This is a genomic window from Pseudoalteromonas sp. APC 3893, assembly GCF_030408095.1.
GTDB lineage: Bacteria > Pseudomonadota > Gammaproteobacteria > Enterobacterales > Alteromonadaceae > Pseudoalteromonas.
Genome location: NZ_JASDCD010000005.1, coordinates 34,461 through 58,666, shown reverse-complemented (window position 1 = coordinate 58,666; position 24,206 = coordinate 34,461). Strand labels below are relative to the sequence as shown.

Genomic DNA, 24,206 nt, shown 5'->3' with positions numbered 1-24,206 from the left:
TGGGGTGTTAGACTTAACTCATAGCTGAAGCACCACTGTAGTTAAATCGCGTGCGCAATACAATAATGGAGTACAAGGTTTATGACAGGAAAATGGAGCAAAAACCTCACAAGTATCTTTATTCTTATGATATTAGCGGGGTGTAATACTGCCTATGCAGAAAAAGGAGAAACCGAAAAGCTCTACGACTTTGACGAAAAAGTGCATTACTACCAAACTCAAATTGACGATAATAACTACCACTTAGAAATTCAATCTGACGACTATCAGCATTTTAAAAACCAAAGCGTGTTTTTACTTCGTCATGCTAACCGTCTATGTCGTGGCAATACCTTTATGTTAAAAGTGACTGACGGCGTACAAGAATATGACCGTTTCCCGACCAAACCTCGTAAATATCAGCCACCTTTAACTGTATTACTGCAATGTGAGACTGAGCCCACAAAAGACTAGTCTTTGCTTTTAATCTTTATAACCCCAAGGTGCAGCAGGTGGAGTAATTGGTTTAGTTAAATCAAAATCAACACGGAATTCACGGCCTTGGCGAATCAAGCGGTAAGTAAACTTTTCAGGGTAAATATACATTTGCCATGTATTACCCATTGATTGTGGAATACCTTGGTTAACAAACAATTCTTTTGAGTATTGATCAGCAGGAAAAGACTGCACGCTCTCAAAACCCGCATCAATCGTATGACCACCGTACATAGTAGATACATCATCAGAGCCATCTTTATGGCGATGATCATGCTTTAAACTCAAGCCACTGCCTGTTTTTGTAATTATCCACGTACGTGAGGCATCATCGCCAACGTGAAATGGCACTTGCAGTTCACTATCAGTGCATTTACGAACATGCATGATTAATTTTTTACCCGCAAACGAACTAGGACCAGCAGCATTATCAACTGTTACGGTTCCTTCGTAAGCTTTACCACAATGGGCGGCAATATTATCAAAAAAGCCATCATGGCTAGGGATAGACACTAACGGTGCTGGGCGTGCAAACACAGCAGTTGATGCCAAAAATAAGGTTGCAGCAGTTAATAACTTCATAGCAGGTTCCTAATAGATAAAAAGCCCACCTTAGCTTGTTACTAAAGACAAAGGAAGTAATCGCGGTGAATAGCAGTTCAGCTATAAGTAGGTGAGATAAAAGTTAGCGAGTCTAAAAATAAAACAAAAGCGGCCATCACTGTTGAACTTAAATGAAAAACAACTTATGTTCGGTTAATAAAAGATAAACAAAAATAAGGAAGGAATGATGGGAAGTTACCCATTGCTGTCGTTCATTTTAATTTGTGCACTATTTATTATACAAAATCGAAAATATAACGCCTTACTTACACACTTAGCGCAGACACATCCAACTCAGTGGGAGCAATTAGCGCAAAATACACTAGGCGATACTTCACACTGTGCAGTGGCAGCTAATTTTAATGAATCACTCAAAAATGGCTTTTTCTCAACCCTAGATGACCCAAAAATTAGTCAATTTAAAAAGCTTAAAACTATTAATATGACTATTTGCTTTGCACTTACAGTACTAGGTTTGACGATTGCTTATATATATTAACCATAAAAAAACGCGGCCTGAGCCGCGTTTCATTATTTAATCACTTTTAAACCACTACTGCCAAGGACGCTCAGCGTTAAGCTTTGCTTCAAAGGCGTCGATTTGCGGATTTAGCGTTTCGGTTACGCCGATAAAATCTAAACCACTTAATAAACGCTCTTTTACGTCTTTGCGAATATCAAAGCTAATTGGTGCAAACTTGTTACTGGTCAACGTTTGATTTTCAAGATCGATGTCGATATGAATATCGTCATGTTGTTCACTCAGTACAAATAAATCTTCCAATGTTTGCGCTGGTAATGCAATCGCAAGCATTTGGTTATTACCGCAGTTGTTAAAGAAAATGTCAGCAAAGCTTTCAGCCAAAATCACTTCAAAACCGTATTGTTTAAGTGCCCAAGGTGCATGCTCACGTGATGAGCCACAGCCAAAGTTATCGCGAGTTAGCAAAATTTGCGCACCTTGGTAACAAGGGCGATTTAAAATAAACTCTGGGTTTGGCTCGCCGTTATCTAAATAGCGCCAATCGTAAAACAAGGCTGCATCAAAACCATCACGGCTAGTTGATGTTAAGAACTGCTTAGGAATAATTTGGTCTGTATCAACATTGTTTTTATCTAGTGGGGCCACTAAGCCGCTAAAATAAGTGCTCATTAAGCTTCTCCTCTAATATCAACAAAACGACCATGTATTGCTGCCGCTGCGGCCATTGCTGGGCTTACTAAATGTGTACGTCCGCCGCGGCCTTGACGGCCTTCAAAGTTACGGTTTGAGGTAGATGCACAACGCTTTCCTGCACCTAAACGGTCGTCATTCATTGCTAAACACATTGAACAACCCGGCTCGCGCCATTCAAAGCCTGCGGCTTTAAAAATATCGGCCAAGCCTTCGTCTTCCGCTTGTTTTTTCACCAAGCCTGAGCCCGGTACAATTAACGCTTCAACGCCAGCAGCAACTTGCTTACCTTGCACAATATGAGCAGCAGCACGTAAATCTTCAATCCGACTGTTAGTACATGAGCCAATAAATACGGTATCAACGCTTGCTGATGACAGCTTTTCTCCCGCTTTTAAGTCCATGTATTTAAGTGCGCTACGAATTGCATCAGCTTTAATTAAATCAGGCTCTTTGTCTGGATCCGGAATAAATTCATCTACGCCAATAACTTGCTCAGGGCTAGTACCCCAAGTAATTTGCGGCTGAATGCTGCTCGCTTCTAGTTCTACTTCTAAATCAAACTGCGCACCTTTGTCAGTTTTTAACGTTTCCCAATAGGAAATAGCTGCATCAAAATCAGCGCCTTTGGGTGCAAACGGGCGGCCTTTTAAGTAATCATAAGTAGTTTTATCTGGAGCGATTAAACCGGCTTTCGCGCCCATTTCGATGCTCATGTTACACAGCGTCATACGTGCTTCCATTGATAACGCTTCAATACCTTCACCACAAAACTCTGCTACATAGCCTGTACCACCGGCAGTACCTAGCTTACCAATAACCGCCATTATTAAATCTTTGGCTGTCACTGTTGGGCGTAAAACGCCATTGATTTGAATTTTTAATGACTTGGCTTTTTTCTGTTGTAACGTTTGCGTCGCTAGTACGTGTTCAACCTCAGAAGTGCCAATACCGTGAGCAAGCGCACCAAATGCACCATGAGTTGAGGTATGACTATCGCCACACACTATGGTGGTGCCCGGTAAGGTAATCCCTTGCTCAGGCCCCATTACATGCACAATGCCTTGATTAATTGAGTTTAAATCGTAAAGCGTAATACCAAATTCTTTACAGTTTGCATCAAGCGCCATTAATTGGTTCTTTGATACTTCGCTGGCGGCATCAAGTGATCGGCTTTTAGTCGATACATTATGATCCATCGTTGCGATGGTTTTTTCTGGGCAACGTACTTTACGATTTTTTTCACGAAGGCCTGCAAACGCTTGCGGCGAGGTTACTTCGTGCACTAAATGACGGTCAATATAAAGTAAGTCAGTTTGCTCATTAATACTGGCAACTACGTGTGCTTGCCAGATTTTGTCGTATAAAGTTTGGGCCACTTGCTAATTCCCTAATGCTGTTTTGAGCCGAAACATAACGGTGCTTCGGCTATAAAAATATTTAGATGCGTGAAACGATTGCTGCTGCAACATCACTTGTAGTGTATCCACCATTTGGATAAATATCTGGTGTGCCTACACCCGCTTCCACGGCTTCTGCTACTGCTTTTTCAATACTGCGCGCCGCTTCGTCTTGACCTAGCGAATAACGCAACATCAGCGCCGCACTTAAAATTTGTGCGATTGGGTTAGCAATGCCTTTGCCTGCAATATCTGGGGCTGAGCCACCAGCAGGTTCATACATACCAAAACCCGATTGATTCAAACTCGCTGAAGGTAATAGCCCCATAGAACCTGTGATCATCGCGCATTCATCAGACAAAATATCACCAAACAAGTTATCACAAAGTAATACATCAAACTGACTTGGTTGCTTAACCAATTGCATTGCTGCGTTATCAACATAAATATAATCTAGGCTGACTTCAGGGTAGTCTTTGCTGACATCCGTTACCACTTCACGCCATAACACGCTTGATGCGAGTACGTTCGCTTTATCAACTGATGTAACATGATTACTGCGTAATTTTGCCGCTTCAAAAGCAAAACGAGCAATGCGTTCTATTTCTTTGCGCGAATAAGTTTGTGTATCAAATGCAGCTTCATCAGCACCTTCACCTGTACGGCCTTTATCTCCAAAGTAGATACCACCTGTTAGCTCACGCACACATAAAATATCAAAACCACGTTCACTAATATCTGCACGTAGTGGTGAAGCTGCACTTAATGCTGGCAATAGCTGGGCTGGGCGTAAATTACAAAACAACCCAAAGTGCTTACGCAGTGGGAGTAAAGAGGCACGTTCTGGTTGTTCATCAGCAGGTAAGTGCTCCCATTTAGGGCCACCTACTGAGCCAAATAAAATCGCATCGGCCTTTTCACACGCTGCAAGCGTTGTATCTGGTAATGCTTTGCCAAACTCATCAATTGCTGCACCGCCAATAGCGTGAGGATGACGAGTCATGGTAAAGCCAAACTTGTTACTTACTGCATCAAGCACGCTTTCTGCTGCTGCCATTACTTCAGGGCCGATACCGTCGCCTGCTAATACCGCAACGCTGTAATTTGTTTGACTCATCCTGCTTTCCTTTGTTGTTTTAAATCAGACACTTTTTGTGCACGATAAATTAAGTTATAAACACGGATCATGGCGCGTACTGACGCTTCAACCACATCCGCAGCTATGCCCGCTCCGTGATAAGGGCGACCATCGTATTTAGCTATAATATTGACTTGCCCCAATGAACTGGCACCTTCACCTGTGGCTTCTAAATTAAATTCAATCATTTCAACAGCCATACCCGTTAAGCGCTCAATCGCTAAGAATGACGCTTCAACTGGTCCGTTGCCGGTTGCGGCTTCTTGTTTCGATTCGCCACCGATAGTCATGCCAATAGTTGAACTTGCCACCGACTGTGAATTAGACGTTGAGTTAACAAACTCTAATTGATATTTTTCGTCTTTATCATTGATTTGATTAAAGTAGATCATCGCTTCAAGGTCGTAATCGTAAACCGTGCCTTTTTGGTCCGCTAACACTAAAAAGCTTGCGTATAAACTATCCATATCGTAATCAGATTTTTGATAACCTAACTCTTCTAAGCGATGCTCAATAACATGACGCCCCGAACGTGAGGTCATATTTAATTGGTTATTTGGCACGCCAACGCTTTCTGGCGACATGATTTCATAAGTATTTTGCGCTTTTAATACACCGTCTTGGTGAATACCAGAACTGTGAGCAAATGCGTTTTCACCAACAATGGCTTTATTCGGTTGCACTGGCATATTGCAAATTTTTGCCACTTGGCGAGAAGCGCGGTAAATTTCTTCGCTGCGAATATCGGTATGTACTTTTAAGTGGTCTTGGCGCATTTTCATGATCATCGCCACTTCTTCAAGCGAGCAGTTACCCGCACGTTCGCCAATACCATTGATAGTACATTCTATTTGGCGTGCGCCAGCTTGAACAGCCGCAACTGAGTTTGCAACTGCCAACCCTAAGTCGTTATGACAATGCACACTCAAACGGGCTTTATCTATATTTGGCACATTATTCATTAAATGATGGATCATCGCCGCGTATTCGTCTGGCGTTACAAAACCAACGGTATCGGGTAAGTTAATCGTAGATGCACCCGCATTGATAGCCTGCTCTACAATTTTACATAAATCCCAATGTGGCGTACGGCCCGCATCTTCACATGAAAACTCCACATCATCTGTATAATTACGCGCAAGTTTGATTGATTTAACCGCCATGGCTGTCGCGTCATCTAAGCTCATACGTAGTTTGTGTTCTAAGTGCAGCGGGCTGGTAGCGATAAAAGTATGAATACGGCTTTGTTGCGCCGTGCGTAATGCTTCACCGCAGGCTTCAATGTCTTTAGCAACAGAGCGTGCTAAACCACAAATAATAGGCCCTTTCACTTCAGTGGCAATGCGTTGTACTGAACGAAAATCGGCAGGGCTCGAAACCGGAAAGCCCACTTCCATCACATCCACATTTAGACGACTAATAGTATGCGCCAGTTGGATTTTATCATCTTCAGTTAGGCTTGCTTTAAGCGCCTGCTCACCGTCACGCAATGTGGTGTCGAAAATCCATACCTTGTCTTTATCTTGCATAATCTACCCTTAATTCTCAGCTGCCCTAGTTGCGAGATAAAAAAAACCCCGCATATTGCGGGGTTTTTTAATGTTTTCTAATGAAAATACACTAATCCCCGCTTACATACGTTAGCAGTAAGAGGTTTAGTTTTAATGTAATTAACTGTGTATTTTTCATCATCTTTACTAAATGTGTGTGTTCAGTGAAGCCTATTTTTAACACTTCAAAACAACACAAGCAAGCATAATGTAACCTTTAAAACAAATAAAAACCTGCAATTAAAGAAGATATAATTTACAAAATGTTTTTTTATTGGTTTGTTAATTCAACCCATACATAAATCAATCATAATATACTTTGCTTTGCGAGCGATCCTGCTTAGATAAGTTTTCTATTTTTATTATCACTAAAGTCCAGCTTTTATCAAAACCTGTCATTTATTCTCTCGCCACTGTGCTTGCCCTGAGGCTAGTTCGTGTAATACACGGCCTGTAAATCCCGCTGAACGGGTATTAGATAACCAAACTTTGATTTCACCTGACTCACCCATACCGACTATTAAATACGGTTTTACATCTTTAAAAACCTTACCTGTGTGCGCTGTGTATGAAGGTAAATTTTTAGCTAATTTATAACCATTTTTATCTATTGCCACTTCACCGTAGTAAATTCTATTTTCTGACTCATCTAACCATTCAACCGCGACTTTTTCTGGGAATTTTTGATTGTAAACGCCACTTGTTTTACCGGCACTTTGCCAGCAACAACCAAGGCTCCCCATAGGAATACCCCTACTATTATCAAAAGTAATTGATTGCACCCAAATTTCATTACCCTTTTGTGTCGCACCGCCTGCAACCATGTAATCAATTGTTCCTGTTGACGAGCACCCTACAGCGAATAATGTTAAAGCGAGTGTGATGAGTGATTTTATGAGCTTGTCCATAATCTATATCCATTTATTAATTGTGATTGCCATTGCTCACTCTTTTCAGCTTGTTCTGGCTGATTGTAAAAAAGCTCGCGTTGTTGGTTTTTGCTGGTAAATTCAGCGTCTTCTTCTGGGCCATGAGCAATCGCATCAATCGTTGCTGAATATTTAACACTGTGGTGGATGTAATCTTTATATAAAGCCTGCCAGGCATCACTTTGTGGGCCAAAGCTACGGGCGCTATCAACCAGTGCTTTAAGCTCGTTAGGTAAAATATAAGGTAAAGCTTGGCCGTCAGCCTGTTTGCGGTTAGCAAGCTCCGTTAAGCTTTGTAGTGGCACCCCTTGGTTAACCGCCGTTTCATGCATTAGCGCTAGGCTATAATGGGGTAAGGTATTATTTAAATTACGCCGTCAATACGGTTTATAACCTGTGTAAATTGTATCTTCTGGTTTATTGCGAATGCGTTTTGGCTTTCTGTTCATCCTTGGCCTACTTGCTTTAAACTCAATATTAATGGTTGGCCAATAATATTTTTGCTCAAGTGACTTTTTAAGCTGCGCCAATTCCTTATCATGTTCAGGCTCTCCGGCTTGCCCAGCAATATATTGCCACGGGTATAATATAGTTGTTTCTACGGAGCCATAACCGCCGCCAATGTCTGAATGCACACCGGGTAATTCTATTTCTCGCTGGTTTGCTAACAGCTGCTTATTACGGGTGCGTAATGAGCTCAGTGGAAATTTATCACGCATTTCATCAAACGCCGCCAAGTGCGTTACAAACCCCGCACTACTACTTGCTAGGTTTAAATTAACGGGGTAATCAAGCTCATCATTGGCATAAAACTCACTGTGGTTGTTATCACCATCGCCACCAGTAGATGCAACGCTGTCGAATAAGCCAACAAAGCGAATAACGGGCTTAATACCGCCCCAATAGTGTGGATTATTTTTATAAATCGCATTCACTTGATTAACAAATGCCCGCGCTTGCGCTGCACCACGGCTAAAACCAAATACATCTATTAAGCATATTTTGATTTCGTTAAAGCGAGGGGTTGCTAAAAATAGCTTTAATTCAACTAAAGAGCTCTTAATACGCTCATCAAAACTAAATGCTAAACCCATATCTAAGGTTGAATCGCTTTCATTTGCTTTAGTACCAATACCTTCTTCATAATGCCTATCTTGAAATGCCTTTACTGGATATAACTCAAACAACTTAACCACATTAGTTGGTTCTTTCGCGTCGGTTGAATCTTGTGTTGCTCCAAGTTAACCGCGCTACCTTGGCTAAACAACTGCGCTTTTATATCTACATCACCAATCACTTTAACTATGATATGCTTTTGTAACGCACCAACATTTGTACTGATAACCAGTGTGTTAACTTTATTGACTGCCATGGGCATTGCTTGGCTCATAACTTAGGCTCCATAAACATAAACAAGACGGCTTTTAGTAACCGGCCCTGCAATGCCGTCTACCTGTAGTTGTTGCGCTTGTTGAAATTCCCTCACCCCGGCTTTGGTTTTTGTGTCATTAACGCCATCTACTTTGCCGCAATCAAACCCTAATGAATTACAACGCGCTTGTACGCCTGAAAGGGTATCAACGGGGTCTAACTGACCCACTTGTGCGGTAAAAGTTTCACTGGGTGAGCTTTGCTCTTCCTTGAGATATAAATCAACCTGAGCGGTGAGTGTGTCGTTCTCATTGAGTTCAACTTCAACTAAACCGTCACTCGGTAATACGGTATCGATAATTTGACTGCCAATGTTGAGTACAATGCGCTTACCGGTAATATCATCACCATCTTCATGAATTATTTGCAAACGAAAATATTCTTTTTCATTGCGAACTACAAAGGTGTTTTTAGTGGCATGAATTTTGCTTTTTGGTGGGATGATAATAACGTCACCGGGAAAAATTAAATTGGGATCGGGGCGTAATGCCTTAAACTCTGCATTACTTGGGTGGTTGTATAGTCCTGCAGAGGTTCTAAAGCCATATTGCCTTGCTATGCGCAATAAGGTGTCGCCTTGTACGACAGTATGTTGCTGTGTCATTGATATATCCTTATACCTAAGTGTAACTATGTATGCCTAAGGTAACTGTGCCTAAGCTTAACCTGAGTGAGCAAAGCCATTGTTAGGTGATGTCGCCTACGAGCCAGTCTTTGTCGTCTAATTCAAAAAAGCTGACTTTGGCGTTTTCAAAGTCAGGACCTGAGACATTGGCATAGCCATTTTGATCGAGTTGACCGGTAATAACATGACCATTACGCAGGCGAATTTTGTAGCCCATATTAGCTTTGCGGATCGCCGGCTTCGTCGAGCAATTCGATTTCATACGCTAATGTCGGCTGCTCAACTGTAAACGTGGTGGTGTCTACTGCACCACTAGCGGTAACAACCACGGTATAAACACCTGGTTTTACAGAAAAATAATGCTGCCAAAACGATACTTCGTCGGGACGTTTTTTGTCGAGCTGCAAGGTTACTTGCCCGTTAGTTGGCCCTTGCCATTTAATAACCACATTGCGACTATTGCTACTTGAGCCTTCAATATTGAGCTTCCAGCCGTCTGGCACCCGTAAGCTAGTACCTGATCTAGCGGGTTTACGATTACTAAAGCCTAAGTTGTAGTCGTAAATTAAATTAGCATTTTTATAGCCTGTATATTGCTGGGCAAGTTGTTCTACTGTTTCGCTGGCTTGTAATAGATGATTTGAAAAGTTTTGCCTAACTTGGTGCGACGCTTTTAACAACACGGTGCTTTGCACAACGGGTTTGTATATACACACTGCGGGCAAGTGAACTTCAACAACGGTTGGCCTTGATGCACGGCTACTTTTTTGCGTTGATTGAGCTATGTAGTTTGCTTGGCCTTCGCCATATTGGCTATTGAGTAGCGCGGGGTTTGCTAAAAAGTTTGCTTGTTGGGAGTCACTTAATAAATGCTCCGAAGCAGAATAATCAGGTGCAGTATTTACTCCACCAGATGACGAAAACTTAGTACTACTTACAGGCTCTTTTGGATAAACAACTAAACCTTGCGCGGTGTTTTTATAAGTGTTGTAGCTGACTTTTCGCCATGTTTTGTCATATGCCCAAAACTGGCTGCGGGGATCATCACGAAGCCGAACGGCTTGGCGTTTATCAATAACACCATACTGATTATCTTGGATAAGCCGTTGTAGTTTTTTTGGTAATGAAAAGAATTCAGCACGCCTGACGTAAGTAAATGTGACATCAGGTGTCATTACTTCGTCTTTTACTTCATCAAAAATATGGGCATGTTGAAAGTTCACCGCGTCCTTGGTGAGCATGTGCATCCTCGCTTTCTCTATTACTTAGCTTTAATTAACTAGGTACAAACGTAGTTGCCAATAATAAAGAAATAGGAACAAAAAATCTACAAGCATTTATGCTAATTATTCACTTTCAGCTTTGGTTTCTCTTACATAATTGCTTGCGCCACGAGTAATGTAACGTAGTTGCCAAATTACTCGCTCTACCAGTTCATCACGTTGCTGACCTTCTATATCAAGGGCTTCTGCGCCAGCATTAAATACCAGTGTGACCATAGCTTCAGCCTGAATATAGGCATGCGTCGCATCGCATGGGGTTTCGCTTTCAAGGTAGTGGGCTAGTTCTAAAATAAAATGTTTAATTTCACGGGCAACTGCGGCTCTAAATGCTTTGGAAGTGCCTGAGCGCTCGCGTAGTAGTAACCTGAATTGGTTACTTGAGTTATCAATAAACTCCATAAAGGTCACAACAGAAGTGGTAATAATACTGCCGCCACTGGCAATACGGCGTCGCGCTTGGCGCATTAATTGGCGAAGTGTTAGGCCGGCTTCATCCACCATGGTCAAACCCAGCTCATTCATATCTTTAAAGTGACGATAAAATGAGGTAGGCGCAATACCAGCCTCACGCGCAACTTCACGTAAACTGAGGTTAGAAAAACTATGATCAGCACTTAGCTGATTAAATGCCGCCTCAATTAAAGCTTGTCGTGTTTTTTGTTTCTGTTGCGCGCGAACACCCGACATGAACTACTCCTGATTTAATTTAAATCAATTTATGATGACTTTTATGTGAATTCGTCAGTCTAATACTTGACGGCGAGAGAATGAAATATTATTTTAGCTTACAAGTGTACGCTCAGATTTTAAAAGATGAAAAAACCACCTATTATTTGGACCAATGTCCTGTTCTTTAGCCTAACTTTTTTAGCTGCTGCTACTTTAGTCCCTTGGTATGGAATTACCTACGGATTTACCAGCGCGCACTGGATTGCATTTGTCGGCTGTATGTTTTACGCTGGTATGTCGATAACAGCTGGCTATCACCGTTTATGGGCTCATAAAACCTACGATGCCCACCCTGTTATTGAAGCCTTTTTTGCTCTAGGTGGGGCCTTTGCATTACAAAACAGTGCATTGCATTGGAGTAGCGATCATCGTATTCATCATGGTCAAGTAGATGACCCAATCAAAGACCCATACGCTGCAACCAATGGTTTTTGGTATAGCCATATAGGTTGGATGCTTCGTGATTATCAAGGTGACAGCTATGGTGATTACAGCAACTGCCGTGACTTACAACGTAATAAAGTAGTGATGTGGCAACACCGTCACTACATGAAGCTAGTACTTGCTACTAATATTGGTATTCCATTAGCACTTGGTTTAATGGTCGGCGATGTGTTTGGTATGCTATTATTAGCAGGATTATTGCGTTTGGTGTTAAGTCAGCATTTTACCTTTTTTATCAATTCAGTGGCACACATTTGGGGTTCTCGCCCTTACACTGAAAAAAATACAGCAAGAGATAACGGCTTTTTAGCGCTGTTTACTTATGGTGAGGGTTATCATAACTTCCATCATATTTTTGCCAGCGATTACCGCAATGGCATTAGATGGTTTCATTATGACCCCACCAAATGGATGATCCGCTCTTTAGCTGCTGTTGGGTTAGCTAAAAAGCTTAAGCGCACGCCGGTAGAGCGTATTGAAAAAGCAAAAGCCGAAACTTTAATGAACAAAACGCAAGTTCGCTTAGCTAAATTGCCATTAGCGCAAGATAAGCTTACATTATTGCAGCAAGAATATGATTTATTGTTGAAAAAGCTACAACACTTTTGTGCCCTAAAAAAACAGGTACTTGAAGTTAAAAAGAATAACATGCTGCAACAATGCGAAAAATCAGCTTTAATTACACAATACCATGAGCTAGAAGCCGCTTGGGAAACACAAAAGCAAGCATGGCTAGCACTGAATGCGAGGTTATTAAAAGCCTCTTTTAGTTAATGTAGGAGTGGCTGTGGCCAAACAACAAGTAAAGAAAGAGCAACAATCGTTTCAATATGATGCGATTATTATAGGCACGGGTCCTGGCGGTGAAGGTACCGCCATGAACCTATCTAAAAGCAACAAAAAAGTAGCCGTTATAGAACGCCAAGAGGGCGTCGGTGGCGGTTGCGTGCATTGGGGCACTATTCCCTCAAAAGCGCTACGTCACTCTGTTAGCCGTTATATTGAGTATAAAGCCAACCCGCTATTTAATGTGGGCGAGCGACCAAGCCGCTTAACCTTCCCTGATATTTTGCGCCATGCAAGTTCAGTAATTTCAAAGCAATCTAATTTACGTAGTAGCTTTTACGATAGAAACCGTATTCACTTGTTTCAAGGTGATGCGAGCTTTGTTGATAAAAACACCGTAGAAATTAGGCGTCTTGATGGCTCAACTGAGCGCTTAACGGCAAAAACCATTGTAATAGCAACAGGTTCACGCCCTTACCGTCCGCCAGAAGTCAACTTTGACCATTCGCGCATTTACGACAGCGACACGATTTTAGGCCTTGAGCACGACCCACATCGCGTTTTAATTTATGGTGCTGGTGTAATTGGTTGTGAGTATGCGTCTATTTTTAAAGGCTTAGGCGCAAAGGTTGATTTAGTGAATACTCGCGACCGCTTATTGGCTTTTATGGATGCTGAAATATCAGATGCATTAAGCTACCACTTTTGGAACAGCGGTATTGTTATTCGTCATAACGAAGAGTTTGACCGCATTGAAACCCGTGATGACTGTGTTGTAATGCATTTGAAATCAGGCAAACGCGTTAAAGCTGATTGTATTTTATTTGCCAATGGCCGTACGGGTAACACCGATGGTTTAAACCTTGAAGCAGTCGGTTTAAACGCGGATGGCCGTGGGCAATTAAAAGTAAATGAAACCTACCAAACCGAGGTTGATAACATTTACGCAGTGGGTGATGTGATTGGGTATCCAAGTCTCGCCAGTGCTGCATTTGATCAAGGCCGAATTGCAGCTGATGCCATCGCTTGTGGTAATTGCGATGAAAAGCTGATCATTGATATTCCGGCGGGTATTTATACTATTCCTGAAATGAGTTCAGTCGGTAAAACCGAGCAACAACTTACTGCGGCTAAAATACCGTACGAAGTAGGCCGTGCACAGTTTAAACACTTAGCACGTGCTCAAATTGCCGGCACTGAAGTAGGCAGTTTAAAAATATTATTTCATACTGAAACTAAAGAAGTACTTGGCGTACATTGCTTTGGTGAGCGTGCCTCTGAAATTGTTCACATTGGCCAAGCCATTATGGAACAAAAAAATGGTGGCAATAATATCGACTACTTTGTAAATACTACATTTAACTACCCAACCATGGCTGAGGCTTACCGTGTTGCGGCGTTAAATGGTTTAAACCGCTTATTTAAATAACCCATATTTAAAAGCGCCTTAAAAGACAACAAAAAGCCCGCTTAAAATTAGCGGGCTTTTTACTAGGCAAATAACGTATGGCTCGTTATTTTAACGGCTATTATTTATGATATTGCGCACTTAACTCGTGTACTGCGTTAATGAATACACCTGCGTTTTCAGGATCTACATCTGGTGTAATACCGTGACCTAGGTTAAATACATGACCATTACCAGTACCAAAGTCTTCTAAAATAGTGCCGACTTCTTGGCGAATGCGATCATGCGTACCGTGTAGCATTGATGGGTCCATATTACCTTGTAACGCCACTTTATCGCCAACACGACGTTTAGCATCACTAATATTGATAGTCCAATCAAGCCCTACAGCGTCACAGCCTGTTGCCGCGATTGCTTCTATCCATTGACCGCCATTTTTAGTAAATAGTGTTACAGGCACTTTACGGCCGTCATATTCACGAATTAAACCATCAACAATCTTATGCATGTACTGCAATGAAAACTCGTTGTAATCACGCGGGCTTAATACACCACCCCATGAATCGAAAACCATAAGTGATTGAGCACCGGCCTTTACTTGCGCATTAAGGTAATCAATCACTGAATCAGCTAATTTATCAAGTAATAAGTGCAGTGTTTGTGGCTCTGCAAACGCCATTTTTTTGATTTTGCCAAATACTTTGCTGCTACCGCCTTCAACCATATAAGTGGCTAAAGTCCATGGTGAACCAGAAAAACCAATTAGTGGCACTTCACCTTTTAACTCACGGCGAATAGTACTTACGGCGTTCATTACATAGCCAAGCTCATCCGTTGGGTCAAGCTTTGGAATTTTTTTAACATCAGCTAATGATGAAATCGGACGTTCAAACTTAGGGCCTTCACCGGTCTCAAAGTACAAGCCTAAGCCCATCGCATCTGGAATCGTTAAAATATCGCTAAATAAAATAGCGGCATCTAGTGGATAACGGCGAAGCGGCTGTAAAGTTACTTCACAGGCTAGTTCAGCATTTCTGCATAGGCTCATAAAATCGCCCGCTTGTGCACGTGTAGCGCGGTATTCAGGTAAATAACGGCCAGCTTGGCGCATCATCCATACCGGAGTCACATCAACGGGTTGTTTCTGTAGTGCACGTAAATAACGGTCGTTTTTTAATTCGCTCATAGCGTAAAGGATCCTAAAGCTGATATATATTGCGCAGATTGTATCACCATATCGCCAAGTGCTCTATTGCAATGAAGCTAAAACATAGATTGATAGATGCAGATCAAGGGTTTTATTTAACGTTTAAAAGTCGAGTAACAAAAATAACATTTGAAATTTATCATTAATAAGTTTGCAACATGGTAAAAAGCTTGGTATAACTTGTCCTGCGTTAACAATAACAACAATAAAAATTATATAACAATAATAATAAAAATCTTCCCATAACAAAAAGAAAGCTTGTTTAAACAAGTCATGGAAAAGAAATTAAACCACCTTTATGGTGGTTTTTTCTTGTCTGAAATAATACTAATAATATATAAAAACTGCTTATATATCATTCAGTTCAAATTTTGTTACCGAAATAATAAAAAAATGTGTTGATCTTTGCTGCATATTTCATTGTTATATAAAGAAAACCAACCCAGCTTAGGAGAATAATCATGCTGACGCGTTTGGAAAAAGCTCAACAAAAATGGGGCGGTAGCCACACAATAATCGACAAATGGTTAACAGAGCGCCAAGAGCTATTAGTACTTTATTGTAAAATTGCAGGTTTTGCTCCTTATGATAAAAAAGATCATGCCTTGCCTGATCAACTACAAACTCAAAGCTTTTGCCAAATATTAATGGATTATTTATCAGCTGGGCACTTTGAGGTCTATGACGATATAGCAAAAGCATGTGAGCAAAAAGGCCCAAAAAGCCAACAGCTTGCCAACGACCTATACCCTCGTATTTCTGATACTACAGATATTGCTCTGGATTTTAATGATAAATACGCAGAGGTGACTAAAGATGAGTTATTAAATGATTTTGATAATGACTTATCTAAATTAGGTGAAGCATTAGAGCTACGTTTTGAGCTTGAAGATGAACTCATTGACAACTTGTATTCTAATCACACTGATTAAGCTTTTTAAGTTGCATTAAAAAAGGGGCCAAATGGCCCCTTTTTGCTAACTTGAGTAAATTACTCAGCAGCTGCAGCTTGCTCTTCATCTTGAATTTCAAGTAGTTCTACTTCAAAAACAAGTGTAGAGTTAGCTGGAATTTTACCTAAGTCACGGTCGCCGTAAGCAAGATCAGCAGGGATTGTGAACTTGTACTTAGAGCCAACAGGCATAAGCTGTAGACCTTCAGTCCAACCAGGAATAACACGATTAAGTGGGAAAGTTGTTGGCTCATTACGTGAATAAGAGCTATCAAATTCAGTACCGTCTAATAAAGTACCTTGATAATGTACTTTAACTACGTCTGTCGCCACAGGTTTTTCACCATCACCTTGAGTGATCACTTCATATTGAAGACCTGACTCAGTCACTGTAACGCCCTCTTTTGCAGCATTATCAGCTAGGTATTTTTCACCATCAGCTTTACTTTTCTCAGCTTCTACTTTCGCGTGAGCTTCTTGCTTAGTACGTACAGATGTATCAAGTGCCGTTAACACTTCACGGATTTTTTCTTCATCAAGCTTAGACTCACCAGCAAGTGCATCTTCAAAACCGCGCATAAGTAGTGCTTGATCAAGCTCAACACCTAGCTCTTTTTTATCGGCTAAGTCTTTATTTAAGAAGTTACCAACTGATGCACCAATACCGTATGCTTGTTGTTGTGCTTCAGTTTCTAACTTAACTGGTGCTGCTTGTTCTTGTTTTGCTTCTTGATTACAAGCCGTAAGCGCTAAAACTGACGCTGCAATCAATGACAATTTAATCGTCTTTTTCATTTTAAATCTCCGACACACTTTGCAGATGTCATTTATTGTATTATTACTAGTTAAAGATTAACGGCCTACATGATAGGCTGCTTATCTAATTACTGAGTACGGCGATATGCCAATTTCAAATCATTAGATAAACGACCTCGACCTTTATCGCGTCCTAGTCTAACCTCTCAGTCAACAAGAGTTAAGGGGAAATACCTGTAATATGTCGATATTTCGTACTTTTTTGTATCTTCTGAGCTGCACTTTATTAATTGCTTGCTCAGAACAAAAAGAACACGCGACTGCCAGCTATGAGCATGCAGCTCGTGGCGCGTTTGCCTCTGCACTTTCTCACGATGGCCAGTATAGCCTGATCTCATCTATACACCATGGGGTCGCCCTATGGGATAATCAACAACAGGTACTAAAATATCAATGGTTTCAGCAACAAGACCAGGATAGTCTGGTACACACCGTGGCCATAGCCTTTGATAACAGCCATGCCGTTACCGCAGAAAAAACCACGTTTGCCGTATGGGATATCAATACTGGTGACAACGTTGGTTATTATAAAATAAAAACCGCCACCATTCGCGATATCGCTATTAGCAATCAAGGTCGCAGTGTTTTATATGGCCGTAGCGACAATGTTGTTGTTTACCTCAACTTAGAGACCGGCCGGCGCATTGAGTTCCTTGGTCACCAAGAAAAAATTAACGTGGTAGACCTCTCTCCCAATGGTCGCTTTGCACTAAGTGGCTCAAACGACTACGTTGCTTACTTTTGGGATACGCAAAGCGGCCAAGTCATTCACCGCTTTAACCACCCTAACCGTGTAACCCAAGTAGCCCTTGATCCACAAGGTCGCTACGCCTTTACCGCAGACAGTATGGCACAAGCACATGTATGGCAGCTGACAACAGGTGATCTTGTTAGCAAACTAAAGTATATTGCCCGTCAGAAAATTTTTACTGCGGTTCGATTTAACGAACAAGCAACTTTGTTGTTAACTGGATCACCTAACCGCTTAGTTGATTTATGGCAAATAGCCGATGGTGAAAATATTCAAAGCTGGCGAGTCACTCCGCGCGAAGGCAGTAAGCCTAAATCGGCGGTGGTGTTAGATGTCGCGTTTACTGATAACGATACTGCGTTGTTAACCGAAAGCTCCAGCGGAATCGCTGAGCGCTTTACTATACGAGAAGCTAATGAACACAATTGAACATCGCTTAATGGAACTTGAGGCAAAAGTGGCCTTTCAAGATGAAACGATTGATATATTAAATGATGAAATTAAAGCTCACCAGCAGCTGTTGGCTAAAATGAAGCGCCAAACAGAACTACTGGCTGAGAAAATAAAAGAGTCGCAACAGCCCTCTTTGATGTCGCAAATGCAAGAGCCACCGCCACCGCATTATTAAACAAGCGGTTAGTCACCCGGCTTAAACACGCCAATCACTTGTTCAAATTGGCGTGTTGATGCTTGCACAGCTTGCTCTGGCTGAGTCATTTTATGACCGCACTGAACACACTCAACCTTTTCAACGTCATGCTCTTTATATAACATCATCATGTCCATGGTTTTACATTCAGGACAAGTTGCACCCGCAATAAATCGTTTTCTCTGTTTCACACCACTTCTCCACAGTTTTAACTGCTATCATTTTATCCTAATATCTACCTAGGTGATACGATTGATAACCATAAGTCGATCCGTGCTATGATATAGGCAATTCAATCAGGGCACAGTAAAGTAACGTATTCATGATCCAAATCTCAGAAATAGAACTATTACGTGGCGGTAAAGCACTGTTAAAAGATGCTTCAGCAACCTTATTTCCGGAGCATAAAGTAGGCTTAGTAGGCGCTAACGGCTGCGGTAAATCTACCTTATTTAGCTTATTAAAGTCAGAGCTTTCATTAGATGCAGGTAATTATACCATTCCTAAAGATTGGTCTATTTCATCAGTAAAACAAGAAACCCCTGCGCTTGAAATAAGCGCGATTGATTACGTACTACAAGGCCACCCTGATTATTACGCGTTACGGATTGCCCTACGTAAAGCCGAGCAAAATAACGATGGCGATACACAAGCTAAAGTACATATTCAGCTAGAAAATATAAAAGGCTACAGCATAGAAGCCAAAGCGGGCGAGCTATTGCACGGTTTAGGTTTCGCCAATAACCAGATTGAAAACCCTGTCAGTGCGTTTTCAGGTGGTTGGCGTATGCGTTTAAACCTAGCCCAAGCCCTTATCCGCGATGCTGATTTACTACTGCTGGATGAGCCAACTAACCACTTAGACTTGGACGCAGTTTATTGGCTCGAACGTTTTTTACGTGCTTACACAGGCACACTAGTATTGATCTCTCATGACCGTGAGTTTTTGGATGCGGTGGTTGATCAGATTTGGCATATCGACCAGCAAAAGATTAACGTTTATAAAGGCCATTACTCGCAATTTGAGCGCCAAAAAGCCGAGCGTTTATTGCAACAACAAGCAATGTTTGAAAAACAACAAGAGCAAATTGCCCACCTTGAGCAATTTATTACGCGCTTTAAAGCCAAAGCCAGTAAAGCTAAACAAGCACAAAGCCGTGTTAAAGCACTTGAGCGCATGGAAAAGCTTGCCCCAGCACATGCCGACTCGCCGTTTGATTTTGAATTTGCTGAACCACTTGCTTTACCTAACCCACTCATGACACTTGATAAAGCCAAAGCAGGTTATGGTGATGTGACTATTTTAGATAGCATAAAACTTAACTTAGTACCCGGTAGTCGCATTGCATTACTCGGTCGTAACGGCGCGGGTAAATCGACTTTAATTAAACTCCTAGCTGGCGAACTGCAACCGCAAGCCGGTGAAGTATTTCAACATCAGGGTTTAAACATTGGCTACTTTGCTCAGCATCAATTGGAATCCTTAGATTTAAAAGCCAGCGCTGTTACACATATACAACGTTTAAACCCAAAAGCTAGTGAGCAATCACTGCGTGACTTTTTAGGCGGTTTTGCGTTTATAGGCGACAAAGCTCTTGAGCCAGTTGCCCCATTCTCTGGGGGTGAAAAAGCCCGCCTCGTTTTAGCCATGCTGGTTTATCAAAAGCCAAACTTATTGCTGCTGGATGAGCCTACTAACCACCTTGATTTAGAAATGCGTCATGCTCTTGTTATGGCATTGCAAGGCTTTGAAGGCGCAATGGTGACCGTATCGCACGATCGCCATATGCTAAAAAACACTGCTGACGAATATTACTTGGTTGATAACGGCGAAGTCACTCAGTTTGGCTATGATTTAGACGAGTACTACCAATGGTTACTCAATGCCAATAAAGAAGCTGCCAAGGTTGGGCAAACTGATGACGAACCAAAAGCAAACTCACAAGTTAACCGTAAAGAGCAAAAGCGCTTAGAAGCGGAGTTTAGAAAATCAATTCAGCCCCTTAAAAAGCAGATTGAAAAACTTGAAAAGCAACTCGATAAACACTCCGCAGAACTTAGCGAAGTGGAAGTTGCACTGGGCGATAACGAGCTTTATCACGATGACAACAAAGCCAAACTAAAAGAGTTAATTAGCAAACAAGCGACATTAACACCTAAAGTAAACGACATTGAAGAAGAGCTACTCATGGCCCTTGAAGAGATGGAAGAAAAAGAACAAGCGTTTGCCGATGAACTGGCTTAACAGCGATGATTTTTGGCAATTTGCATGTGACCTTTACAGTAAAGGTGACATGCAAACGCGCCTGTTGGCTTATCAAAACCAGCAAGGTAAAAACGTCAACCTGTACTTGTTGCTGTATTACCTAGATTCTCTCAATCTAGCAATTAGCCAAAACCAACTAAACAAGCTTGAACAATCCATTAGTGAATTTGACCAGCAGGTATTAACTCCCCTACGTGCTACCCGCGGCTATTTAAAAGCCAATCAAACCGAGATTGCAGATTACGCTATAATTCGTAAAGAACTACTCAGTACTGAGCTAAAGCTAGAAAAACAGCAGCAACAGATGTTAATAACCACAATTAATAGCTTTGCTCTAACCCCTTGCAGCGCGCCAAATAACACAAGGCTCTATTTGTAAAAGCCCTCATGTGGGTCGTGCTTTAGCGCGTTAATTTTATTAATGACATAATTCATGGCTAAAGCCATTTCCCACGAGCAATCAAATTTTTCATACCCCTCATTTGCTTCTCATTCTCTTCCTTGTGCAAAAAGATCTTAAGTAACTTACTCACAAAGAGGTTTAGAGGCACTACGCTTTAAAAAACAAAGCCGTGATTTAGCTCAGCAAACTTACTGCAAAATTGTCGCTATAAGTGACGACCTTGAAATTCATTACCTGGTAACTTTCAGCTTTCCCCTTGCAAACTCGCTAACTTCTCTTGGCAATTTTGATCCAAATCAACTTCTATATCACTGCTAATCAACTTAGGAAAATAGCTTGATCTGGATCATATCAGCCTCAGTCAAACCAGCCTATGATTAACCCATAGACATTAGGAGGCGGTTATGGACGTATTCTTTAGAGATTTTTTTAGCGACCCAGTACTATTTTTATCATTTGGTTTTTTAGGTGTTGTTATTAGTTTATGCCTTTTCTTTGTGTATTTTTTTATAAAAAAAGTACACGACGATGACACTCCTAACCAACTACATTAAGCACGACGCGCAAAGCCCCTATCAACTTGTTTGATTAGGGGCTTTTTATTGCGAAAAATTTGTTACACTCATAATTAAATTAGCTGAACAGTTTTAAATAATGCTTTCAAAATTTAAGCCTGCATGGTGGATGAGTAATCGTCATGTGCAAACTATTATGCCACGGTTTTTTAGGCCTTTTCATACTACTCGCTACCAATTAGAGCTACTTGATACGCCAGATGGCGACTTTTTAGAACTCGCTTGGTCATTACCAAAAAATGACAACGCACCGCTTGCCGTTGTATTACACGGCCTTGAAGGCAACATTAACAGTTTTTATGCCAAAGGCATGATGAAGGAGCTAAAAAAGCAGGGTTATAGTGTTGTTTTAATGCATTTTCGCAACTGTTCGTCGCAAGCTAATAAATTACCTCGAGCTTATCACAGTGGTGAAACTGGCGATCTTGATTTTTTTGTTAAGCAACTTAAACAGCAGTTTCCAAATCGCCCTATGGTTGCGGTTGGCTTTTCATTAGGTGGTAATGTATTGGCTAAGTATGTTGGCGAACAAGGTGATGACTGTTTATTTGACGGCGCAGCCGTTGTATCTGCCCCGTATGACTTATCACCATCATGCCAAGTTATTCGCAAAAGCTTAGGTAAAATTTATCAAAAATATTTACTCGACCGGATGAAAAAATCAATGCGTCGTAAATTGCCGCAAATTAAGCAGCAAATCGATTTAACGCCAGAGCAATTAATGAAAATTGATGATTTATGGCAATTTGACGATCAACTAACCGCCCCTCTACATGGTTTTGACGGCGCAGAAGATTACTACCAACAAGCCAGTGCTAAACCCTATTTAAAACACATTACTACGCCAACTTTAATTGTGCATGCGAAAGACGATCCTATGCTATCAATAAAAGCAGTACCAAGTAGGCAAGATGTAAGTGAACATGTTACGCTGCGCATCTCAGAAAAGGGCGGCCACGTCGGCTTTATATCAGGTAACAACCCATTTAAACCTGTGTATTGGTTAGAACAAGTCGTGCCAGAGTATTTCAATCAGCTAGTTAATAAGAGCAGTTATGATCATTCCACACCAGCAACTCGATAAAGACACACTTTATAACTTAATTGAAAGTTACGTTTTACGCGAAGGCACCGATTACGGCGAACAAGAGTTCAGTATTGAAAGTAAAGTTGCACAAGTTAACCAGCAATTAAAAAATGGCGATGCAATGGTATTTTTCTCTGAGCTTCACGAGTCAGTCACCATTATTTCGAAAAACGAATTCAAAGCTATGCAAAATGAAGAGCAATTTAACGAGTAAACTTGTCAGCCTCATGATAAAACTTCACAATGGTTCTTTTACCTCAAGAGCCATTAAAAATGATAAAACTAAGCTCAGTCGTGATCGCAATTTCACTCGCCCTTGCCAGCCAAGCACAGGCAGAAACGGTCACCCCTTCAGATAAAGCAATCAAACTCACCCAAGATACCATTTTAATCGATACGCATATTGATGTTCCTTACCGTATTCATGCTAGATGGGCAGATGTAACGAAAGCGACGAAAGGCGGTGATTTTGACTACCCACGCGCAGTTAAAGGGGGTTTAAATGCACCATTTATGTCGATTTATATTCCCGCTCATTTAGAATTTGAAGGCAAAGGAAAAAGCTTTCAGCTAGCGAATCAATTAATTGATAGCATGGAAGCAATTGTGCAACGTGCTCCTGATAAATTTGCTATTGCAGACTCAACACAAGATATCGAGCAGCAATTTAAAGACAATAAAATGTCGATTGCGATGGGTATGGAAAACGGCTCACCTATTGAAGGTGACATGAATAGCCTGAAACACTTTTTTGACCGTGGGGTGCGTTATATCACCTTAGCTCATTCGCAAAGTAACCATATTTCTGACTCATCTTACGATATACGTCGTAAGTGGAAAGGCTTAAGCCCATTTGGTAAAAAGCTGGTCACTGAAATGAACAACATTGGTATGTTGGTCGATGTATCGCATATTTCTGATGATGCATTTTATCAAGTAATGGAAATCTCAAATGTGCCTGTCATCGCCTCACACTCTTCATTACGCAAATACACCCCTGGCTTTGAGCGCAATATGGATGATGACATGCTATTAGCACTGAAAAAGAACGGTGGCGTTATCCAAATCAATTTTGGTTCAAGCTTTGTAACCGCTAAAGCAGGTGCTTGGGGCAAGCAGTTAAAGAGTAAAAAAGAGTCGGCAAAAAAAGAAGGCACTAAATTAAGTCAAGATTTTGATGCCGCGTATCGTGCTAAAAACCCCTACCCGTTTGCTAGTCTTGCGCAGGTGCTTGATCATATTGATCACGTTGTTGAGCTAATTGGTATCGATTATGTGGGGATTGGCTCTGATTATGACGGTGTGGGTGACTCATTACCAATTGGTTTAAAAGATGTTTCAAGCTACCCTAACCTAGTGCAGGGTTTGATGAACAGAGGCTACAGCGACAAAGACATTAAAAAGATTTTAAGTGGCAATATGCTTAGAGTTTGGAAACAAGCTGAGCAATACGCAAAGCTACATTAAATTTTATGCGCTAGGCTTGGGCCTAGCGCTTATAGCCTCTGTGAACACCGCATTTTTAT

Annotated in this window: 29 protein-coding genes; 13 read left to right on the top strand and 16 right to left on the bottom strand. The window is 41.3% G+C overall.

What is annotated here, in order from left to right; genetic code table 11:
- The first annotated feature begins 81 nt into the window (after positions 1 to 81).
- Positions 82 to 453 carry a hypothetical protein gene (locus QMA12_RS08805; protein ID WP_087532609.1) on the top strand — a complete coding sequence of 124 codons (372 nt, stop codon included), beginning with the start codon at positions 82 to 84 and terminating at the stop codon, positions 451 to 453.
- 9 nt (positions 454 to 462) lie between these two features.
- Here the strand turns inward: QMA12_RS08805 and QMA12_RS08800 are convergent, their stop codons facing one another.
- Complete coding sequence (locus tag QMA12_RS08800; RefSeq protein ID WP_087532610.1) at positions 463 to 1,056, bottom strand: hypothetical protein; 594 nt, start codon at positions 1,054 to 1,056, stop codon at positions 463 to 465.
- Between the two features lie 205 nt (positions 1,057 to 1,261).
- Here QMA12_RS08800 and QMA12_RS08795 point away from each other — a divergent pair, with 205 nt between their 5' ends.
- Positions 1,262 to 1,576 carry a hypothetical protein gene (locus QMA12_RS08795; RefSeq protein ID WP_290209804.1) on the top strand — a complete coding sequence of 105 codons (315 nt, stop codon included), beginning with the start codon at positions 1,262 to 1,264 and terminating at the stop codon, positions 1,574 to 1,576.
- Between the two features lie 54 nt (positions 1,577 to 1,630).
- On the opposite strand, the gene leuD is transcribed toward QMA12_RS08795, so the two are convergent.
- The 12 genes from leuD to fabR all read right to left on the bottom strand — a co-directional run bounded on the left by leuD (position 1,631) and on the right by fabR (position 11,294).
- On the bottom strand, positions 1,631 to 2,230 hold the full coding sequence (gene leuD / locus QMA12_RS08790) for a 3-isopropylmalate dehydratase small subunit (RefSeq protein WP_290209805.1): 600 nt from the start codon (positions 2,228 to 2,230) through the stop codon (positions 1,631 to 1,633).
- Complete coding sequence (gene leuC, locus QMA12_RS08785; RefSeq protein WP_087532613.1) at positions 2,230 to 3,630, bottom strand: 3-isopropylmalate dehydratase large subunit; 1,401 nt, start codon at positions 3,628 to 3,630, stop codon at positions 2,230 to 2,232. Before leuC ends, leuD begins: the two co-directional genes overlap by 1 nt.
- Before the next feature lie 61 nt (positions 3,631 to 3,691).
- Positions 3,692 to 4,768 (bottom strand): 3-isopropylmalate dehydrogenase, encoded by a 1,077-nt coding sequence (gene leuB, locus QMA12_RS08780; RefSeq protein ID WP_087532614.1) that lies wholly within the window; start codon positions 4,766 to 4,768, stop codon positions 3,692 to 3,694.
- Positions 4,765 to 6,318 carry a 2-isopropylmalate synthase gene (gene leuA, locus QMA12_RS08775; protein WP_087532615.1) on the bottom strand — a complete coding sequence of 518 codons (1,554 nt, stop codon included), beginning with the start codon at positions 6,316 to 6,318 and terminating at the stop codon, positions 4,765 to 4,767. Before leuA ends, leuB begins: the two co-directional genes overlap by 4 nt.
- A gap of 416 nt (positions 6,319 to 6,734) precedes the next feature.
- Positions 6,735 to 7,247 (bottom strand): DUF2931 family protein, encoded by a 513-nt coding sequence (locus tag QMA12_RS08770; RefSeq protein ID WP_290209806.1) that lies wholly within the window; start codon positions 7,245 to 7,247, stop codon positions 6,735 to 6,737.
- The gene (locus QMA12_RS08765) at positions 7,232 to 7,600 is read right to left on the bottom strand and encodes a hypothetical protein (protein WP_290209807.1); all 369 of its coding nucleotides are present in this window, start codon (positions 7,598 to 7,600) and stop codon (positions 7,232 to 7,234) included. Before QMA12_RS08765 ends, QMA12_RS08770 begins: the two co-directional genes overlap by 16 nt.
- 45 nt (positions 7,601 to 7,645) lie before the next feature.
- Positions 7,646 to 8,455, bottom strand: a complete 810-nt coding sequence (locus QMA12_RS08760) for a DUF2235 domain-containing protein (RefSeq protein WP_290209808.1) — start codon at positions 8,453 to 8,455, stop codon at positions 7,646 to 7,648.
- Positions 8,434 to 8,658, bottom strand: a complete 225-nt coding sequence (locus QMA12_RS08755; RefSeq protein WP_290209809.1) for a hypothetical protein — start codon at positions 8,656 to 8,658, stop codon at positions 8,434 to 8,436. Before QMA12_RS08755 ends, QMA12_RS08760 begins: the two co-directional genes overlap by 22 nt.
- 3 nt (positions 8,659 to 8,661) lie before the next feature.
- Positions 8,662 to 9,303, bottom strand: coding sequence for a peptidoglycan-binding protein (locus QMA12_RS08750; protein ID WP_290209810.1), 642 nt, complete (start codon positions 9,301 to 9,303; stop codon positions 8,662 to 8,664).
- Positions 9,304 to 9,385: 82 nt separating this feature from the next.
- The gene (locus tag QMA12_RS08745) at positions 9,386 to 9,541 is read right to left on the bottom strand and encodes a hypothetical protein (RefSeq protein WP_290209811.1); all 156 of its coding nucleotides are present in this window, start codon (positions 9,539 to 9,541) and stop codon (positions 9,386 to 9,388) included.
- Between the two features lies 1 nt (position 9,542).
- Positions 9,543 to 10,565, bottom strand: coding sequence for a hypothetical protein (locus QMA12_RS08740; protein ID WP_290209812.1), 1,023 nt, complete (start codon positions 10,563 to 10,565; stop codon positions 9,543 to 9,545).
- A 105-nt stretch (positions 10,566 to 10,670) separates the two neighbouring features.
- Positions 10,671 to 11,294: an HTH-type transcriptional repressor FabR gene (gene fabR / locus QMA12_RS08735; protein ID WP_087532616.1), complete on the bottom strand. Its 624-nt coding sequence runs from the start codon at positions 11,292 to 11,294 to the stop codon at positions 10,671 to 10,673.
- Positions 11,295 to 11,420: 126 nt separating this feature from the next.
- Here fabR and QMA12_RS08730 point away from each other — a divergent pair, with 126 nt between their 5' ends.
- On the top strand, positions 11,421 to 12,554 hold the full coding sequence (locus QMA12_RS08730; RefSeq protein WP_290209813.1) for a fatty acid desaturase: 1,134 nt from the start codon (positions 11,421 to 11,423) through the stop codon (positions 12,552 to 12,554).
- A 13-nt stretch (positions 12,555 to 12,567) separates the two neighbouring features.
- Entirely contained in the window at positions 12,568 to 13,995 is a 1,428-nt protein-coding gene (gene sthA / locus QMA12_RS08725) for a Si-specific NAD(P)(+) transhydrogenase (protein ID WP_290209815.1), read from the top strand.
- A 100-nt stretch (positions 13,996 to 14,095) separates the two neighbouring features.
- Here sthA and hemE read toward each other — a convergent pair whose 3' ends face one another.
- Positions 14,096 to 15,160: a uroporphyrinogen decarboxylase gene (gene hemE / locus QMA12_RS08720; protein WP_087532619.1), complete on the bottom strand. Its 1,065-nt coding sequence runs from the start codon at positions 15,158 to 15,160 to the stop codon at positions 14,096 to 14,098.
- Between the two features lie 482 nt (positions 15,161 to 15,642).
- Here hemE and rsd point away from each other — a divergent pair, with 482 nt between their 5' ends.
- Entirely contained in the window at positions 15,643 to 16,113 is a 471-nt protein-coding gene (gene rsd, locus QMA12_RS08715) for a sigma D regulator (protein ID WP_290209817.1), read from the top strand.
- 59 nt (positions 16,114 to 16,172) lie between these two features.
- On the opposite strand, the gene fkpA is transcribed toward rsd, so the two are convergent.
- On the bottom strand, positions 16,173 to 16,928 hold the full coding sequence (gene fkpA / locus QMA12_RS08710; protein WP_087532621.1) for an FKBP-type peptidyl-prolyl cis-trans isomerase: 756 nt from the start codon (positions 16,926 to 16,928) through the stop codon (positions 16,173 to 16,175).
- Between the two features lie 202 nt (positions 16,929 to 17,130).
- Here fkpA and QMA12_RS08705 point away from each other — a divergent pair, with 202 nt between their 5' ends.
- Entirely contained in the window at positions 17,131 to 18,129 is a 999-nt protein-coding gene (locus QMA12_RS08705; protein WP_087532622.1) for a hypothetical protein, read from the top strand.
- Positions 18,116 to 18,328 carry a SlyX family protein gene (locus QMA12_RS08700; protein WP_087532623.1) on the top strand — a complete coding sequence of 71 codons (213 nt, stop codon included), beginning with the start codon at positions 18,116 to 18,118 and terminating at the stop codon, positions 18,326 to 18,328. The genes QMA12_RS08705 and QMA12_RS08700 overlap by 14 nt, the downstream gene beginning before the upstream one ends.
- A gap of 8 nt (positions 18,329 to 18,336) precedes the next feature.
- Here QMA12_RS08700 and QMA12_RS08695 read toward each other — a convergent pair whose 3' ends face one another.
- A complete protein-coding gene (locus QMA12_RS08695; protein WP_087532624.1) occupies positions 18,337 to 18,540 on the bottom strand; it encodes a YheV family putative zinc ribbon protein in 204 nt (67 codons plus the stop codon).
- Positions 18,541 to 18,671: 131 nt separating this feature from the next.
- Here QMA12_RS08695 and QMA12_RS08690 point away from each other — a divergent pair, with 131 nt between their 5' ends.
- The 6 genes from QMA12_RS08690 to QMA12_RS08665 all read left to right on the top strand — a co-directional run bounded on the left by QMA12_RS08690 (position 18,672) and on the right by QMA12_RS08665 (position 24,147).
- Positions 18,672 to 20,594 (top strand): ATP-binding cassette domain-containing protein, encoded by a 1,923-nt coding sequence (locus QMA12_RS08690; RefSeq protein WP_087532625.1) that lies wholly within the window; start codon positions 18,672 to 18,674, stop codon positions 20,592 to 20,594.
- On the top strand, positions 20,581 to 20,994 hold the full coding sequence (locus QMA12_RS08685; RefSeq protein WP_087532626.1) for a TIGR02444 family protein: 414 nt from the start codon (positions 20,581 to 20,583) through the stop codon (positions 20,992 to 20,994). Before QMA12_RS08690 ends, QMA12_RS08685 begins: the two co-directional genes overlap by 14 nt.
- A 428-nt stretch (positions 20,995 to 21,422) precedes the next feature.
- Entirely contained in the window at positions 21,423 to 21,572 is a 150-nt protein-coding gene (locus QMA12_RS08680) for a hypothetical protein (RefSeq protein ID WP_176372536.1), read from the top strand.
- A 100-nt stretch (positions 21,573 to 21,672) separates the two neighbouring features.
- On the top strand, positions 21,673 to 22,677 hold the full coding sequence (locus tag QMA12_RS08675; RefSeq protein WP_290209819.1) for a hydrolase: 1,005 nt from the start codon (positions 21,673 to 21,675) through the stop codon (positions 22,675 to 22,677).
- The gene (locus QMA12_RS08670; RefSeq protein ID WP_290209820.1) at positions 22,649 to 22,894 is read left to right on the top strand and encodes a YheU family protein; all 246 of its coding nucleotides are present in this window, start codon (positions 22,649 to 22,651) and stop codon (positions 22,892 to 22,894) included. Before QMA12_RS08675 ends, QMA12_RS08670 begins: the two co-directional genes overlap by 29 nt.
- A gap of 59 nt (positions 22,895 to 22,953) precedes the next feature.
- On the top strand, positions 22,954 to 24,147 hold the full coding sequence (locus tag QMA12_RS08665) for a dipeptidase (protein WP_087532640.1): 1,194 nt from the start codon (positions 22,954 to 22,956) through the stop codon (positions 24,145 to 24,147).
- Positions 24,148 to 24,206: the final 59 nt, after the last annotated feature.

Bases quoted from the DNA above. Each gene is read 5' to 3' on its own strand.
- QMA12_RS08805 (WP_087532609.1), top strand. From the start codon at position 82: ATGACAGGAAAATGGAGCAAAAACCTCACAAGTATCTTTATTCTTATG.
- QMA12_RS08800 (WP_087532610.1), bottom strand. From the start codon at position 1,056: ATGAAGTTATTAACTGCTGCAACCTTATTTTTGGCATCAACTGCTGTG.
- QMA12_RS08795 (WP_290209804.1), top strand. From the start codon at position 1,262: ATGATGGGAAGTTACCCATTGCTGTCGTTCATTTTAATTTGTGCACTA.
- leuD (WP_290209805.1), bottom strand. From the start codon at position 2,230: ATGAGCACTTATTTTAGCGGCTTAGTGGCCCCACTAGATAAAAACAAT.
- leuB (WP_087532614.1), bottom strand. From the start codon at position 4,768: ATGAGTCAAACAAATTACAGCGTTGCGGTATTAGCAGGCGACGGTATC.
- leuA (WP_087532615.1), bottom strand. From the start codon at position 6,318: ATGCAAGATAAAGACAAGGTATGGATTTTCGACACCACATTGCGTGAC.
- QMA12_RS08770 (WP_290209806.1), bottom strand. From the start codon at position 7,247: ATGGACAAGCTCATAAAATCACTCATCACACTCGCTTTAACATTATTC.
- QMA12_RS08765 (WP_290209807.1), bottom strand. From the start codon at position 7,600: ATGCATGAAACGGCGGTTAACCAAGGGGTGCCACTACAAAGCTTAACG.
- QMA12_RS08755 (WP_290209809.1), bottom strand. From the start codon at position 8,658: ATGAGCCAAGCAATGCCCATGGCAGTCAATAAAGTTAACACACTGGTT.
- QMA12_RS08750 (WP_290209810.1), bottom strand. From the start codon at position 9,303: ATGACACAGCAACATACTGTCGTACAAGGCGACACCTTATTGCGCATA.
- QMA12_RS08745 (WP_290209811.1), bottom strand. From the start codon at position 9,541: ATGGGCTACAAAATTCGCCTGCGTAATGGTCATGTTATTACCGGTCAA.
- QMA12_RS08740 (WP_290209812.1), bottom strand. From the start codon at position 10,565: ATGCTCACCAAGGACGCGGTGAACTTTCAACATGCCCATATTTTTGAT.
- fabR (WP_087532616.1), bottom strand. From the start codon at position 11,294: ATGTCGGGTGTTCGCGCGCAACAGAAACAAAAAACACGACAAGCTTTA.
- QMA12_RS08730 (WP_290209813.1), top strand. From the start codon at position 11,421: ATGAAAAAACCACCTATTATTTGGACCAATGTCCTGTTCTTTAGCCTA.
- hemE (WP_087532619.1), bottom strand. From the start codon at position 15,160: ATGAGCGAATTAAAAAACGACCGTTATTTACGTGCACTACAGAAACAA.
- rsd (WP_290209817.1), top strand. From the start codon at position 15,643: ATGCTGACGCGTTTGGAAAAAGCTCAACAAAAATGGGGCGGTAGCCAC.
- fkpA (WP_087532621.1), bottom strand. From the start codon at position 16,928: ATGAAAAAGACGATTAAATTGTCATTGATTGCAGCGTCAGTTTTAGCG.
- QMA12_RS08705 (WP_087532622.1), top strand. From the start codon at position 17,131: ATGTCGATATTTCGTACTTTTTTGTATCTTCTGAGCTGCACTTTATTA.
- QMA12_RS08700 (WP_087532623.1), top strand. From the start codon at position 18,116: ATGAACACAATTGAACATCGCTTAATGGAACTTGAGGCAAAAGTGGCC.
- QMA12_RS08690 (WP_087532625.1), top strand. From the start codon at position 18,672: ATGATCCAAATCTCAGAAATAGAACTATTACGTGGCGGTAAAGCACTG.
- QMA12_RS08685 (WP_087532626.1), top strand. From the start codon at position 20,581: ATGAACTGGCTTAACAGCGATGATTTTTGGCAATTTGCATGTGACCTT.
- QMA12_RS08680 (WP_176372536.1), top strand. From the start codon at position 21,423: ATGGACGTATTCTTTAGAGATTTTTTTAGCGACCCAGTACTATTTTTA.
- QMA12_RS08675 (WP_290209819.1), top strand. From the start codon at position 21,673: ATGCTTTCAAAATTTAAGCCTGCATGGTGGATGAGTAATCGTCATGTG.
- QMA12_RS08670 (WP_290209820.1), top strand. From the start codon at position 22,649: ATGATCATTCCACACCAGCAACTCGATAAAGACACACTTTATAACTTA.
- QMA12_RS08665 (WP_087532640.1), top strand. From the start codon at position 22,954: ATGATAAAACTAAGCTCAGTCGTGATCGCAATTTCACTCGCCCTTGCC.